Annotated in this window: 13 protein-coding genes; 3 read left to right on the top strand and 10 right to left on the bottom strand. The window is 53.2% G+C overall.

What is annotated here, in order from left to right; genetic code table 11:
- Positions 1-9 precede the first annotated feature (9 nt).
- The 5 genes from GmarT_RS24030 to GmarT_RS24010 form a co-directional block, all read right to left on the bottom strand.
- Positions 10-1335, bottom strand: coding sequence for a Gfo/Idh/MocA family protein (locus tag GmarT_RS24030; protein WP_002649669.1), 1326 nt, complete (start codon positions 1333-1335; stop codon positions 10-12).
- 353 nt (positions 1336-1688) lie between these two features.
- Complete coding sequence (locus tag GmarT_RS24025; protein WP_002649671.1) at positions 1689-3470, bottom strand: AAA family ATPase; 1782 nt, start codon at positions 3468-3470, stop codon at positions 1689-1691.
- Between the two features lie 154 nt (positions 3471-3624).
- Positions 3625-4704 carry a sulfite exporter TauE/SafE family protein gene (locus GmarT_RS24020; RefSeq protein ID WP_002649672.1) on the bottom strand — a complete coding sequence of 360 codons (1080 nt, stop codon included), beginning with the start codon at positions 4702-4704 and terminating at the stop codon, positions 3625-3627.
- 57 nt (positions 4705-4761) lie between these two features.
- Positions 4762-5262, bottom strand: coding sequence for a MarR family winged helix-turn-helix transcriptional regulator (locus GmarT_RS24015; RefSeq protein WP_002649673.1), 501 nt, complete (start codon positions 5260-5262; stop codon positions 4762-4764).
- Between the two features lie 115 nt (positions 5263-5377).
- A complete protein-coding gene (locus tag GmarT_RS24010) occupies positions 5378-6115 on the bottom strand; it encodes a class I SAM-dependent methyltransferase (RefSeq protein ID WP_002649674.1) in 738 nt (245 codons plus the stop codon).
- A gap of 270 nt (positions 6116-6385) precedes the next feature.
- Between GmarT_RS24010 and GmarT_RS24005 the strand changes: the two genes are divergently transcribed.
- The gene (locus tag GmarT_RS24005; RefSeq protein WP_197998146.1) at positions 6386-8008 is read left to right on the top strand and encodes a mechanosensitive ion channel family protein; all 1623 of its coding nucleotides are present in this window, start codon (positions 6386-6388) and stop codon (positions 8006-8008) included.
- Positions 8009-8032: 24 nt separating this feature from the next.
- Here GmarT_RS24005 and GmarT_RS24000 read toward each other — a convergent pair whose 3' ends face one another.
- The 4 genes from GmarT_RS24000 to GmarT_RS23985 form a co-directional block, all read right to left on the bottom strand.
- Positions 8033-9064 carry a carbon-nitrogen hydrolase family protein gene (locus GmarT_RS24000; RefSeq protein ID WP_002649284.1) on the bottom strand — a complete coding sequence of 344 codons (1032 nt, stop codon included), beginning with the start codon at positions 9062-9064 and terminating at the stop codon, positions 8033-8035.
- Positions 9065-9158: 94 nt separating this feature from the next.
- On the bottom strand, positions 9159-9923 hold the full coding sequence (locus GmarT_RS23995) for a DUF3050 domain-containing protein (RefSeq protein ID WP_002649285.1): 765 nt from the start codon (positions 9921-9923) through the stop codon (positions 9159-9161).
- A gap of 114 nt (positions 9924-10037) precedes the next feature.
- On the bottom strand, positions 10038-10712 hold the full coding sequence (locus GmarT_RS23990; RefSeq protein WP_002649286.1) for a DUF4253 domain-containing protein: 675 nt from the start codon (positions 10710-10712) through the stop codon (positions 10038-10040).
- Between the two features lie 56 nt (positions 10713-10768).
- Positions 10769-11152 carry a VOC family protein gene (locus GmarT_RS23985; protein WP_044240298.1) on the bottom strand — a complete coding sequence of 128 codons (384 nt, stop codon included), beginning with the start codon at positions 11150-11152 and terminating at the stop codon, positions 10769-10771.
- 376 nt (positions 11153-11528) lie between these two features.
- On the opposite strand from GmarT_RS23985, the gene gntH reads away from it, so the two are divergent.
- Entirely contained in the window at positions 11529-12977 is a 1449-nt protein-coding gene (gene gntH, locus GmarT_RS23980) for a guanitoxin biosynthesis MBL fold metallo-hydrolase GntH (RefSeq protein ID WP_002649288.1), read from the top strand.
- A gap of 80 nt (positions 12978-13057) precedes the next feature.
- Complete coding sequence (locus GmarT_RS23975; RefSeq protein ID WP_002649289.1) at positions 13058-14113, top strand: CobW family GTP-binding protein; 1056 nt, start codon at positions 13058-13060, stop codon at positions 14111-14113.
- On the opposite strand, the gene GmarT_RS23970 is transcribed toward GmarT_RS23975, so the two are convergent.
- Positions 14110-15363: a hypothetical protein gene (locus GmarT_RS23970; protein WP_002649290.1), complete on the bottom strand. Its 1254-nt coding sequence runs from the start codon at positions 15361-15363 to the stop codon at positions 14110-14112. The genes GmarT_RS23975 and GmarT_RS23970 overlap by 4 nt on opposite strands.
- Positions 15364-15428 lie beyond the last annotated feature (65 nt).

Genomic DNA, 15428 nt, shown 5'->3' with positions numbered 1-15428 from the left:
TACCTGATTCTAACTCGTAAACTCCTCCCACCCCTTGCGGAATTCGGAATGCAGAAATGGTTTCGCACTCTCATTGCCGGTGGCCGTGAGTGTGTCAGCATTCCAGTCAAAGCCGCCTCCTGCGCGGTAGGCGGTATTGCCCAGCAGCACGGTTTCTGAGAGCGGTCCCGAATAGTCGAAGTTACAGGTCGCGGGGCTGCCCCCTTTGCAGGCATCTGTCCATTCTTTGTAGAAGCCGGGCGAATCGGGAATGAATGGTTCAGGTGCTTTGAAACCGTCGAACGATTTTTCGGGGAAGAGTTTCAATGAGCCGAACCCGGTCAGCAGCATGCCCTTGGAGCCGACAAACAGCGTGTTGGCTCCTTTCAGGCTGAGTCCCTTTTCTTTCAGAATCGTCGGTCCGTTCTTCTCCTGCGACCAGTGCAGTTTCACGGGACCCCGTTTGTCGTTGGCCGGGAAGTTGAAGCTCGTCAACATTTCGGTCGGCGTGCGCTCGGCGTCGATCTTTGGTCCCGAGGCGGCGACGCGGGTCGGATATTTCAGATCGAGCGCCCAGAAAGGGATGTCCAGGATGTGACAGCCCCAGTTGCCGGTCTCCCCGGTGCCGTAATCCCACCAGAACCGCCAGTTGTACGGTGCCAGCGCGCCTTCCCCTTTGGAGTTGACCGCGTAAGGACGGAACTTCGCGGGACCGATCCACAAATCCCAGTCCAGCGTTTCGGGAACGGGGGCCGTTTTGACCGGCTCAGGGGGCATACCTCGCGTGGAACTGATCCAGCTGTAGACTTCACTCACATCGCCGATCGTGCCCGACTTGATCAGTTCGACAGCCCGATGCATGTTGGCCAGCGCGTGTCGCTGCATGCCCAGTTGGGTCGCCAGCTTGTTCTTAGCAGCGAGTTTTGTCATCTCGCGCACTTCCCAGACTGAATGAGCCATCGGCTTTTCACAGTACAGATGCTTGCCCATCGTCATCGCGATCATGGAGGGATGGAAGTGCGTATGATCGGGAGTGCTCACGACGACTGCGTCAATCTGGTTTTCCATCTCATCCAGCATGCGGCGGTAGTCGGCGTATTTTTTCGCCTGGGGAAATCGCTCGTACGCTTTGCCCGCCCGTTTGTCGTCGACATCGCACAGCGCAACGATGTTTTCGGTTTTGGCGACTCCATTCAGGTTCGCCACCCCGCGACCACCAATGCCGATCACCGCAACATTCATTTTCTCATTCGCAGCAGCCCGCGTCGGTTGCGTCGATGTTCCCAGCCAGAGCCCCGCTCCCAGGGCAGCCGTTGTCTGCAGTGCTTCGCGACGGGTAATACGTGGGGCGGTCATATGATTTCTCCTCTCGATTGAGTCGCAGGTTGGTGTTTCGCTGAGTTCAGTATAAACGATTCGTTGTGAGAATTTGACTGCAGTTTATTTGTCCGGACCGAAAAAATGCGTTTTAGTTTAGTAAGAACGGTTATAAATTGAGCGGGTGTTTATAGTGTGGAAAAACAGTAAAGGGGTAAGGCGCCAGTCGGCTTATAATCTTGATCGAAAGATGTTTGAACGTCGTTAGCCCCGGTTGTTTTCCTGTCGGTAATTAACTGCACAATCTGATATTCAGCTTTCAGAAAGCCCGCTTCAAAGCCAGGCTGCACAAACAGATGCGTTTCAATACAGTCAACATGGTTCGACCTTTCTTAAGTTTGCGCGGTCGTTTCCTCAGGTTGAATATCGTATCCATCCAGATCACTCGGGCGTTCGTAGAGTTCAAAACCGCTTAAGCCGGGGACTGAATCGCGGTCCAGGTTCCACCACGGGCAGCGGAAGCGGGTGTCGCAGGCATTGCATTTAACGATCTGTCCCAGAAAGGGGAGACTCGCGATGGTCGTGTTTTCACAGTGCGGGCAGTTCACTCTCCAGCGAGAAGTCTTCAGATCGACGGGGCCTGTCATCCCTTTTGCAATGCGAAACGGGAGGTCGACTGCTTCGATGGTCGACAGTGCTTCGCGGGTGATCGGCTCGGTGCTCATCGCCAGGCGGTCGGCATGATTGCCCAGCGTGCGTTCGTAGGCGTTGCGGACCAGGCGGGCATTCCCGAAATTCTGATCGCGGTCGGTGAAGACCCGGTTGAGCAGGATCGCCAGGTTGCCGCGGGCGGCGGGCGTCAACTGGTACGCATTGGCGTTGCACATCAGTTCAAAAATCAGACACAGATCTGATACGTGATAATCTTCGAACACAATATAGCGGCTGAAGCGGCTTTCCAGCCCCGGGTTGGATTCGATGAACTCCGCCATTTCGACTGGATAGCCGGCGACGATGACGACCAGGCGCTCCCGCAGGTCTTCCATTTTCTTGAGGATCGTATCGATGGCTTCCTGTCCGTAATCCTGGCTACCCGATTTTGCCAGTGTGTAGGCTTCGTCGATGAACAGCACGCCATCGGTGGCTTTCGCGATGACTTCGTTGGTTTTGATCGCCGTCTGACCGATAAAGCCGCCAACCATTGTCGCCCGGTCGGCTTCGATAAAATTGGGGGTCTTTAAAATCTGATAGCCATACAGGATCTTGGCGATGATCCGGGCGACCGTCGTTTTCCCGGTCCCCGGATTTCCCGTGAAGACGAAGTGCAGTGTCTGCGAAGCGACAGGCATCCCCATTTCCTGTCTCTGCTGGCGGATTTTCAGAAAGTTCGCCATCCGCGTGACCTCCGCTTTGACCGCATCCAGACCGATCAGCGCGTTGAGTCCCCGCAGCCCCTGTTTTAATGATTCTTCGGGAGTGATCTGACTGGTTGTTTTCTCGGAACCAACTGACTCCTGTGTGCTGCGCTGCTCAGCTTCGGTCTCCAGGTCTTGACAGATTGCTGCTTCAATCTCGGACAGGCCCTTACTCAATTGAGCAAAATATGTCTGGTCTTCCTTTTGAATTCCATTGGCATTCAGGATGATTTTCGCCGTCAGCCGCAGGATTTTACTGTAAGACTGAAATAAAACAGGAGTTTTTTTGATATCGCAGGCAATCATGACCAACAGTCGAAAGGGTTCAATCACGGCTCCGTCAAGAATCGCACCACCGAGCCAGCTGTTGTCTGCTTCCCACTGGATCAATAGTTCCCGAAACTCTTCTGCATTACAGCCATAGAGATATTGTTTGTAATCTTCCATGAAACTGAAACGATGCAGGGAATGTTTCAGCAGTTCCGCAGAGACCTGTAGTTCTGAGTCAGCAACTTCCGTATCGGCAAGAATGCCGTCGCGTATAATTGTGAGAACACTGTTGATTGCGGAAGCATTAATCGCTGGTTTGAGGAGTGTACCCTCGTCCTGAATCGCTAACTGCAACAGTCCGGTAATACGATCTCCCAGTTTACCTGGGCCTGTATATTCCAGAATCTTGTCCAGATTGTCTGAAAGGGCCTCGTAAACATCATTGCACAGGAATTCGAGCATCGATTCCAGCTTCTTCGCATTGCTCATGAATTCGGTTCTCTTCTGATCGTCAACAGGGGGAGTGTCTTTGAACTGTTGCCGTTCATACTACTCAACAAGAATACATGAGCCAAGCGGGAATCGCTGCTTCGGAATGAATTGCGAGGTATTCTGTTTCGCAGATATACGGAGTAGCGATATTTCAGCTTGCGTTTTCTTCACTGGCGAGTTGAACCGCAGACGTTTCCACCGCGTTCTGTTGCAGTGCCGGGAAGGCGTCTTCGTTGCGTCCCCAGCGGTAGAGCAGGTGAAAGACTCCGTTGACCGCGAGCACACCCGCGATGGCACAGAGCAGAACCAATCCGGAGACATTTTCATGCGCAATCGTCCAGAAGAACTGCCCGATACACAAGAGGGAAACCAGCAACAGTGTCGGCGTGCGGGGAATCAGATTCACCACCAGCGCTCCAAAGGGTGCGCCCAGCGCGACAATCGGGGCGGCCGCCAGCCAGTTGGCATATACTTCGGGGTCCATGTAATACAGGCCGGGATTGATGTGCGACAGAATCACATTTGTCGTAATTCCCACGACCGACGCAAACGCCATGATGACCACTGACGTCGGAATTGCAATTTTCAGATCCGCACGATACAGCAGCACCAGTGTCGCATAGACCATCATGTCGATCCCTACGCCGGTAATGGAAGCGACGATGCCGCCGGACAGACCGACTGCCAGGCCCAGCAGCCGGTCATAGGTCCGCCAGCGATCACTGACTCCCGTCGCTGAAACCAGCTCGCGCATTTTCAGCAGATGCATAATGCCGAAGCTGCACCAGACGACGGCAAATGTCAGCTTGACCCATAAGTCAGGTACAAACGGTGCGACACAGACAGCACCCAGGGGCGTACCAATGAGTGCACCGACGAGCGCGGGCCGTAACAGTCCCCAGTCGAGCGGTCGTCGTGCCGAGAAAATATAGATCGCAGCTGATACCATGCCGATCGACTGCACGGCCAGTCCGAAGTTGCGTCCCAGGGAACCTGGCATGTCAAACAGTAATACGAGCACGGGAAAACCCACGGTTCCCCCACCCATGGGAGTGGAACCGGCGATATACGAACCCAACGCCATCGCCAGTGCAATCGGCCAGTGATGCTGCAGTGACTGCCAGCCGTCAGTGGCGATGAGGATCGTCAGCCAGACCGTATAGAATGCCAGTAGCCAGAGACCAAAGGGCCACAGTTTTTTCACAGAATTCCACCACGGCTGATTCGTCATCTCAGTATCTCGATTTACTTTATCACTTTGATCGACAAGAATGCGCTGCCCGGTCGATCATTCCGATTTCAGCCAGTCACAACTCGCATCTTCATGCGGTTCCCGGGTGCGTTTCAGGAGTTTGACGAGCTGCTTCTGTTGTGACATGGTCAGATGCCCCAGTTGATTCTGATGCATCTTCACAACCGCTTTGGCCATTTTTTCCAGCAGAGCCTGGCCCTGCTTTGTGATGGCGATTTCCACGACCCGCCGATTCTCAGGAAGCCGACTCCGCTGGATGAAAGATCGCTTTTCCAGTCGATCCAGCATCCGTGTGGTATCTGGGGCGCGCGAAATCAGCCGCCTACCCAGTTCCATCGTCTGCATCGTGCCCGGAGCGACGGCCTGCAGCAGACGCAGTACGTTGTACTGCTGTGCCGACAGGTCATATTGCACGAACAGGGCTTCTTCGAGGGCCTTCAGGCAGTCGTACGTCCGCCAGAGCTGCAGGTAGACTTCCTGTTCCGGCGAGTCAAACTGAACCTGTTCGATATTGGGTTGGGGCACGGATGCTGTCATGTCTGAAATTATGGACGTTTCGACAATACTTGTCAAGACAACTATTGTGAGGACGATTAATGGGGCGGAAAATTCTTCTGGGACCGAAATGGGGGCGTCTGCTTCCGGGCGGAAGCTATTTCACGCACTCAATGAATGTGATGGGAGAATTCGTTAACAGGGGGGACCAGTATTCCGGCGTGTTGTCTGTCAGGCCGTCCGATGAGAGTTGCGGGGCATGCCAGCGGACTTCATTAAAGCCGGCTGTGCGGAAGGCGGCCTCGTGGGTGTCCGCCGTCAAATGGTAGTTTTCAATGTCAAACGGACCGTCATCCAGGTGGAAGGTCCAGGTGATTGGCGTGCCTTCCTGCCAGTCTGTGCTGGCAGACGTTTCAAAGCCGAAGTGACGAAACGACGGGCTGCCGGGAAAGTGAAACATCGGGCTGCTGTTGACGGTAACAAAGCGTCCGCCCGGCTTCAGTGCATTCGCGATGCCGTTGCACATGGACTGCAGTTCGTCACGCGTGCGAGCATAATTCAGCAGATAGGCGGCGACAGCCAGATCAAACTGTTCGGATACCGGCAGCTCCCGTGCGTCACCGACGATAAATTCAATTCCCTGCTGGTTCTGCGCTTCCTGTCTCTGTGCGAGTTCGATCATGCCCTGCGACAGGTCGATGCCCATCACATGTGTGGCACCACGTTCACGGAGCATGCGTGTATAAAAGCCTTCGCCGCATGCGACATCCAGAACGGACAGACCCTGCGGATCACCGGCCAGCTCCAGCAGCGTGTAACATTCAATAAATGTGCGCCAGGGCTGCTGTTTAGACCGTTTATACTGCTCAGCAATAGGGTCGTAGTTTGTTGTCATGAAATGGCTGCCTGATATCTGGTGAAGATGAACTGAATTTCGGTGAAATGCCTCCTTAAGTTTACGGAAATATAACGTAAGCTCGAGAAATTCAGCTACCTGGTTTCAAAAGTTTTCTGAATAAACAGTGACAGCATGTCAGATCTTCAGGCAGTGAGAGCACCTTTTGAAAATTTTTTGGAGGGTTGGCTGTAATATGCTACTATAAAAAAAACCGACCTGGTCGGTGCGCCAAGATAAAAATATTCTAATGTGATTCTGGAGTTGAACGTGCGAATTGAAAAGCTGCTGTTGATGCTGGTTGTGTGCTGTTTTGTCCCATGTATGCCGGTGTTTGCGCAAGAAGGTAAAAAGACAGAAGAGGCAAAAGAGGTACAATCGTCTCAACCCGCAAAAGACCTGAAACCGTTTACCACGATCGACCCCACGATTCCACTTGACCAGTTGAAAATTATGGTCAGGCCTCTCACCAGGCAGGAACTGCAGGTTGAAGCAGATGCCTGGTTTAAATTATTACGCAACAAGGCGCGTCAGATCGCCGCCGCCCGGCTGGGGGTTAAGAAAACCAACGAAGCGATCAGTACCGACGATGATCAGCAGGCCCTCGAATCACTGAAGAAAGCAGAATCCGTTCAGAAGACTGCTGACAAGATGGCGAAGGAAACAGAAGAAGATCTGGTCAAGAAAGCACAGGAAAACCTGGGTGTAGATGTGGCCGTGGACGCCGCCAAACCGGATCAGACCGAGGCCGAAAAGACAACCGCAGAAGAGCAGGTTGCCGGCAGTTCAGAAACAGATGATACGGGAAAAGCGACCGCACCAGAAGTAGACTCAACACCCACCCATACCGCAGAAGTAATGAAAGAACAGTTTCTGGTCAATCTGACGAAACTGCAGGACGAACGGACTGCATTGAGCGATCGGCTGGAAATTGTGCTGACCTCACTGGCCCTCAAGGGAGGGGATGTCGAGACCTACCGAAAATATATTGCTGCTGTATCGGGGATTGAACTGGACACGTCTGATGCCAGTGCCACCTGGTCCGGGATCAAAGGCTGGATCATCTCCAAGGAAGGCGGTCAGCGGATGGCCTGGAACGTCGGTAAATTTATTGCAACGCTGCTGATCACCTGGCTGGTTGCCCGAATTGGTTCCGGGGTGGTACGCTGGATCCTGGAGCGTAAGGTCAGGTTGACGCAACTCGCCGAAAATCTGATCAGCAGCACGATTAAGAATATTATCTTTCTCATCGGTTTTGCCGTTGCACTCACGGCGCTGGAAGTTGATGTGACACCTATTCTGGCCGCCATTGGTGCCACTGGTCTGGTCGTCGGGCTGGCGTTACAGGGAACCTTGAGCAACTTTGCCAGCGGCCTGATGATTCTGATTAACCGTCCTTTTGATGTGGGGAACGTGGTGACAGCCGGGGGGATTACCGGAACCGTCAGGCAGATGAACCTGGTTTCCACAACGTTTCGAACATTTGACAATCAGACGATTCACGTCCCCAACAATTCCATCTGGAATAATGTGATCACCAATATTACGGCGAATAAAGTCAGACGCGTCGACCTGGAATTCAGCATCGGGTACGACGACGATTTCGAACAGGCCGAACAGATTATCAAAGAAGTGCTCGAAGAGAACGAACTGGTTCTGAAAGATCCCGCACCTGTCGTGGTCACGCACGCCCTGGCAGATTCCTCCGTGAATATTGTCTGTCGTCCGTGGGCGAAAACAGAAAACTGGTGGGATGTAAAAACCGCGGTCACCCGCGAAGTGAAACGTCGCTTCGACCAGGCGAATATTTCGATACCGTTTCCTCAGCAGGACATCCATGTTTATTCTGCGGAAACACTCACCGGGAAAAATGCCACGCTGACACAAAAGTAAGGTCAGCCTGTCTCGCCTCCCCTGTCAGGAGCGAAAGGTCAGCGTGTCACCCTCAGACGTTTCATCGTTCTGCGAACTGTGCTCCGTTTGAAACCGGATGGGACGCTGTGCCCTGCGATCTACGGTCAACTGGAAAATATCAAACCGATTGTAGCCTCCCGCCAGATCGTGGAGCTGTTTGGGTTCGACGCATTGGGAGAGGTCGATGTCGGCGTAGAGGAGGCCTTCGTCTGCCTGCATGATCTCGCTGATCGGCGTGCCATTCGGGCCGATCGCCACCGAGATACCGCGCGGGCTGCCTTCCAGGATGCGGGCTGAATCGGGATCTCGCTGTTTCAGCAGGTCAAAGGCTGACTGATCCAGATAACCGGCGGCCACCAGGTTGAACAGTTTGCCTTCGAATGAATGCGCCCCGGCGCGGATCAGAATCGCATTTTTCAGATCGTAGTTTTCATGGACGGCGGGATCGTGTGAAGGCCAGACCGGCGGGTATGTTGACATGTGGACCTGCTCTCCCTGGGCCAGCAGCGTGAACCGGGCCAGCGGATTGGTATTCTCACCACAGATCAGCATGCCCAGTCGTCCCAGACGCGTCGCACAGACTTCCAGGCCCGCACCATCGCCGGGAGACCAGACCAGCTTTTCGTAGAAGGTCGGCACAATCTTCCTGTGGTGACACAGGATATTGCCATCATCGCCGATCAGCGCGTTGGCGTTCCAGATGCAGCCATCGCTGACGGTGGTTCCTTCATTGAAGCCCATCGAGACAAACATTTCACATTCGCGGGCGGTCTCTGCGATCTGAGCCAGTTCGGGACCATCGACCTTGATCGAGTTCGCCGCCAGCTCGCAGAACAGATCGTGATTATGAATCGGTGCCTGCAACGCGCACCACACCGGGAACGCGGGAATATACGTCTCGGGAAACACAATCATCTGCGCCCCGTTGCGGGCGGCTTCACGAATCAGCGAACAGGATTTTTCGACCGTCGCGTCTTTATTGAGGAACACAGGAGATACGTGAGCCAGAGCCGCTTTGAATGCAGGATAAGTCATGGTGCAATGCCGCAAGAGAAAGAGTTTGTTGACTTATAAAAGTGAAAACAGTCGCAGAATTCGTTTTCGGTAGAGTTCCCGTAATACCTGTATCTCACACTTTCGCCTGAATACTCTCCAGCACGCCATCCCATAATCGCAGTCGTGCTTCCACGGCGGCTTGTGCTGCGGAGATGGCTTCCTGTATTTTCGCAGGGTCATTGTCACACAGCCCGTTAAGCAGTCGCAGTGAGAGCGGTGCGTGGAAGTCGCCGTCCAGTTCGACGTGCCGATTGAGATAGAAGTGAAACACGGGGGCCTGCTGTTCGGTGACGCCGGTCTGTTTCAGAATCGAACGGAACATGCCGGGAATAATGTGTTCGCGGCCCAGAGCAAACGCGGCAGCGATTTTGTGTGGTGCGCCATCTGCAATGAACTCAAACGTTTTGGTTGTGAACTGACGCGATGGTTCCGGTAGATCGGGATACTGCAGTGCCGCTTCAATTCCCTGCTGATCGACGATCTTGATAAATTCCTGCAGGGGCTGCGTGCTGGCACCGACTTCATTCATCGCGGTCTGATACAGTTCAAAATGACTGGAGAATTCGCCGTCGGCAGTTTCGTCGCATTCTTCTTCCAGCACGATCTCATTGATAAACCGTCGCACGCTCGCATCGCCACGTGGCAGCCACGGCGCACCGGTGGGCGCGATTACTCCCTGCAAATACTTGACCAGCGACATGAAATCCCAGACCGAATAGACATGGTGTTCCATAAACCGCTGTAGATCTTCCAGCGTGGCAATCGCTTCGTAGATCGGGTGCTCTTCCAGCTGGCTGGTGAAAGAATCAATAATTTCAGACGTGATTTGTTGAGTCATGGACAGCCCTGTTCCCCGGTAATATCAATCTCTTCGGTTTATAAATTTTGTAACAAACTTCCGAGATTATAGTTCTCACCCGCTGTTCTGGTAGGGCTTTCGCAGGGATTTCTCTTAATCCCACCAGAAGAACCAGTAGGGAGATTTCAGAAGCGTCGCAGCCAGATTACTGATCGTTTCGCATCCCTGATCCACAATATCTGCACAATACCAGTACTGTTCCCAGGCCAGTCGCAGGGCGGTTTCCTGATCTTGAGGAGGGCGATTGACCGTGCATTCGATAACATCCCCCGCGACACTGCAGATTTCCGTTTCAAACTCAGTTTGCCACTTGCGATGGAAGGCACATTGAACCTCCGCTTCAGGGCAATCATTCCAGCCGCCATATTTTAAAACGGCTGGAATTTGCCAGGACGTTTCGACTTGTACCTGTCCGATAAAGACTTTGGGGTGAACTCTTCCGGTCAGAATATCTTTATGCAGGCTGAGGGAACCTTTCTCCGTAATGGCTCCAGGCCATTCCCCCTGGACATCATCGGGAGAAAATCCATACTCTTCCAGCTCCGCCCGACGTTTCGCCACCCACTCATCCAGATCGATCTTCTGGGAGGCGAGTATGATTTCCTCGGGTGACTGCTGGTTAAATTCAGCAGATTCCGTAATCCGCGTCAGTTCTTCGTGTGGCCCGATCAGAAACGGGTATTTTCCTGTTTTCGCAAACTGCTCTCTCAACTCATTTAACCGTTCGACCGCTTCTGTACCGGGGACTTGAATCGATGTGAATGTCATACTGTATGCAATCCTGTTGAATCAGAAAGGGAAACCTGAAAATGATTAGTGTGAGTTCACAGGTCCCCATATTTTGTCGCCAGCACAATCGTATAACCATCCGGATCGCGAATCCAGATCTCCCGATGTTGGGCGTTGGGATTGACCAGCGGTCCGTCGAGAATTTCCACTCCCAGATCTTCGGCTCGCCGGACGGCGTCTTCAAAATCATCGATCTCAAACCAGAGCAATGCACCGTTACCCTTCAGCGCAGCGGGATCACCCAGAAACGGATGCTCGTCCGTTTCCCACATGTGCAGCTGCAGAATCAGCGTATCCTCATGATTCATCAACTGTTCATATTCGCTGCCGCCATGCCCGCTCTTGACATTCAGTAATCGCTGATACCAGGCACTGCTGGCTTCCACATTATTCACAACAATCATCGGTTGAGCACGCATCATTAATTCTCTAGAACAGGGGGATGAAAAATTCATGAACGTTTTCAGATAGTGATATGTTAACAATGAAATTCTGCCGTGATAAATCATTTTATTAAAAAAACATCTGACAGTTCCACTTCACAGCTCACAGCTCTGATTTAGCAGGAGTCCCCTGAAAACCCGAAAGAAACTCTTGGCGTGGCGTTCAGGGAGTCGATACAATCATTACTTGTTCTTTCACATTAATCGAACTTCCCCCGCCGCATGCATTTCGCAGCCATTTACACCTGTCTTTGCTGATTCCTGTTTCGTTTATCAGGAAAAACCTGTTATTTCGGGATGTTCAATACGTAATCACAAACAGAGATCAAACTAACCGACTGAGGAGAGAGCCTTGACACAAGACGAAACAAACCAGAACAAGCCAACAGGAAATGATCAGGGCAGACGTAATTTTCTTAAAGGGAGTGCCGCCGCAGTAGGAGCGGGGCTGGCAGCTTCTGTTCCCGGAATGGCATCGGCGGCGGACAGCGACTGTGAAATGAAAAACCCCTACGGTGCGCGTCCCGGCGGCGGAATCAGTCTGCCCGATTACTATAAGCCCTGGCCGGCGATCAAAAATCGCAACGTGTTTATGCCGGGCACGGAAATCCTGCCGAAAAATGAAATGCGAATCTCGTTTCTCGGCAGTACTCCCTGGCCTCCCACACGTCTGCAGTCGGGGACTTCGATTCTGGTGGAACTGGGGAATGGCGAATCGCAGCCCCGCCGCTTCTTTTTTGATCTGGGGAACGGCAGTATCTCGAATGCCATCGCCATGCAGGTTCCTGCGCCGCTGATCAATGATATCTTCATCAGCCACCTGCACTCCGATCACTTTGCCGATCTGCCTTACATGTATCCCTTCCGCGCCTTTTCCGGCGGATATACACCACTGCGGGTCTATGGTCCTTCAGGCAGAACCCCCGAACTGGGCATGAAGCATATGATTAAACATATGCGTGAAATGAATCGCTGGCATGAAGAAAACTTCAACGCCTGTCCCATCGGCGATGGCATGGAAATTGAAGTCACCGAGTTCGACTGGAAGGAAGAGAACGGTATCTGCTACGACAAAGATGGCGTGAAAGTACGTCACTGGCCGCGCTCGCATGTGAAAGACGGTGCGTCCGCCTATCGTCTCGACTGGGAAGACGCCGGGCTCTCCTTTGTCTGGACCGGTGATGGCCGCCCGGATGAACTGTCGGCCAAATATGGCAAAGGGGTCGATGTCTTCGTTTCCGAAGGGACAATTGATGTTCCCAGCCTGTCCTCCATGAAGCTGGGCGCACCTGCGGAACTCTGGGAATACACGATCGACATTTTCCATACCATGTATTACGCCGCCGGCTATCTGTTTAAACAGACGCAGCCCCGTATGGCGGCCATCTGTCATTACGAATATGCGGGTCCCGCACTTGAAGCGGAATCGACGGCGGAAGTCCGTTCCAACTGGGATGGACTCTTCATGTTCGGCGGACCCGATGTGCAGGTCATCAATGTGACCAAAGATGCGATCTGGTCCCGCGAAGCGTTGCTGCCTGATGGCGCTGCTCCAGCCTCAATGGACCCGCGCTGGCTGCTCAAGCCCGGAGAAAAACTACCGGCAGAAATCACACTGCCTACGCCCCGACTGCCACGCGAAAAGCAGCAGGAACAGTTTCTGCGCGATCTGGAAATCGATCCCAAACTTTATTATCCGCCCGATGCCTATCGTAAACCGGTTCAGAAATGGCCGGGTATCAAACTCAATCCGCGCGAGATGCTCGAATCGCGGGGCATCAAAGTCGACGAGGACAAGTAACGCATCGAAAACGTATTATCGTATTACAGGCACGTCATTGATTTACACTGGCGTGCCTGTCTTTATCAGAGAGTAGCGACATGACAGAAGACGAACGCCCGATCCTTGCGCCGGCACCGCGGCTCGATGCGATTGAAATTGAAGGCCGTGATCCCGTACCGGTCACACTGCTGACCGGATTTCTCGGCGCGGGGAAAACAACACTCCTCAACCGCATTCTCAACGGCGATCATGGTCTGCGGGTCGGTGTGCTGGTAAATGACTTCGGTGCGATCAACATCGACGCGGAACTGGTCGAAGGGGTTGAAGAAAATACGATCAACCTCACGAATGGCTGTATCTGTTGTGAAATTCGCGATGACCTGGTCAATTCGCTGGAACAACTGCTGACGCGTGAGGATGTGATCGACTACGTGATTCTGGAAGCCAGCGGCGTTGCTGACCCGGAAGGCGTGGTAATGACATTTCTGAATGCACGGTATGAAAAACTGCTGCGGCTGGACAGCATTACCTGTGTCGTCGATGCGGAAGCGATCTTCACACACGCTGACAATGAAGAACTGACTGCGCTCAAGCTGCGGCAGATCGGCTTTGCGGATATGGTGATTCTGAATAAAGTCGATCTGGTGGGCCCCACGCATCTGGAAGTGATCGACGAATGGATTGGCCAGCATCTGCAGCGGATCCGCATCGTCAATGCAGAACGCTGCGAAGTTCCGCTGGCAGTGCTGCTGGCAGTCGGGAGGTTTGATCCCGCGCATCTGGAGTCACAAAAGCAGAAATCGATGGGTGAAACCTCTCCGCAGAAACACGCCGCCGCCAGTCAGCTGTTTGAGACCTGGAGCTATGAAACCGATCGCCCTTTCTCAATCGAAAACCTGCAGGAGATGGTCCGCCGCAAACTGCCTGCATCCATCTATCGCTGTAAAGGCATTGTCTTCTGCAGCGATGCCCCGGAGAAGCGACATGCGCTGCAGGCCGTCGGTCGGCGTACGGAACTGACGGCGCTCGACGACTGGGGCCCGCGACCGCCGCGCACCCGGGTCGTCGCCATCGGATCTGGTTTCGACAGCGGGGAACTCACTCAGCTGTTTGACGAATGTCTGGAAACGGCAACTTCAGATCGCAACGTTTAATTGAACCAGAACGCCAGCGTGAAGAAGTTGTTTCTGCCAAAGGTCCGGTTAATGCGTCCCCACATTTCCGGGCTCGCGAAATCCGTAATCGTTCCTTTTTCCAGGTAGGGGGCCGCCGCAGTTCCCTGGACCCAGAGAAACGGGTCAATTTTGCGCGGCTCGGTAAATACACGTCGCAGGTTCACGCCCTGTGTTCCCGGTTTGCCGCGCCAGAACGGAATCAGCTTCTTCCCCTGCAGCACTTCTCCCGCTTCATCCACAACCACCAGCCAGGTATCCACCATCTCCTGCGTGACTTTGATTTCGAGGACGCCGGTCTGGTTTGGGTTGGGAATCCATTCATTCTCGTTGTCGGTCTCCGCCAGATAATATTTCCACATCGATTTCGCATGTCGCTGCATGTCTTCCAGATGCGCCAGCGCTGTTTTCATCCGTTCCGGTTCTTTGAGTTCAAATCGCCAGAGATGAATAAATGCGAGAATGTCGGAGATGAGCGGCCGGTTGAAACCTCGTGGGCCTCCCAGGATGCTGTTAAAATTGCGATTGCCTTCCACCAGAAACGGATAGGGGGTCTCCACTTTTTCAAAAAACAGATGAGCCGTGCAGTTGAACATTTCCTGACCGTCAATTGCCAGCAGCACTTCTCCCCAGGCACACAGGAAATTGCAATAACCGGCCAGCCAGTCTGCATCGCCGCGGTCGAATTGAATGACGAATTTACTGTCAAGCTTCTGTTCTTCGGGAGTCCTGACAGTGCCCATCAGGTAGCTTCCATCAACCAGTGTTCCATTACCGAACAGATTGACTTTGATGCTCATCACAGGCAGAGGTAATTTGACATCTGGATCTTTGATGGCTGACAGGGTTTTCTCTGCTGCGTTCAAATCATTGACCCAAGTTTGCAGAATCTGACGAAAATCAGTATAGGAAAGCGTTTTGGGGCTTGGATTCGCTGGCAGGAAGTCACTGACGCGACCAGGTAAATTCCCGAAACCACTCCGGGTCAACAGACCATAGTTGTAGAAATTCGTTCCCAGATGTTCGAAAGACTGGAAGAACTGAATCACTCCCAGTCCGAACCGGGCCTCGTCATCCGCGGCAGACTTTTTTAAATGTGCCTGAAGCGCAGTCGCACCCTCGCTCAACTGGCCTGTTCTCAGGTACTCCTCCGCCAGTGGTGCTGCGCTCGCCAGTTGCGTGGATAGCGGGAATGTTCCAAAAAAGACGATGAGTAGCAACTTATAACGCATGAGCGAACTCCCTGAAAAAGACCAAAGGTCAGTACCGTAAGTCATACTATACTCTGCAGATAGCC

Origin of the sequence: Gimesia maris (genome assembly GCF_008298035.1) — a bacterium.
GTDB lineage: Bacteria > Planctomycetota > Planctomycetia > Planctomycetales > Planctomycetaceae > Gimesia > Gimesia maris.
This window is presented reverse-complemented; position numbering and strand designations above follow the sequence as displayed.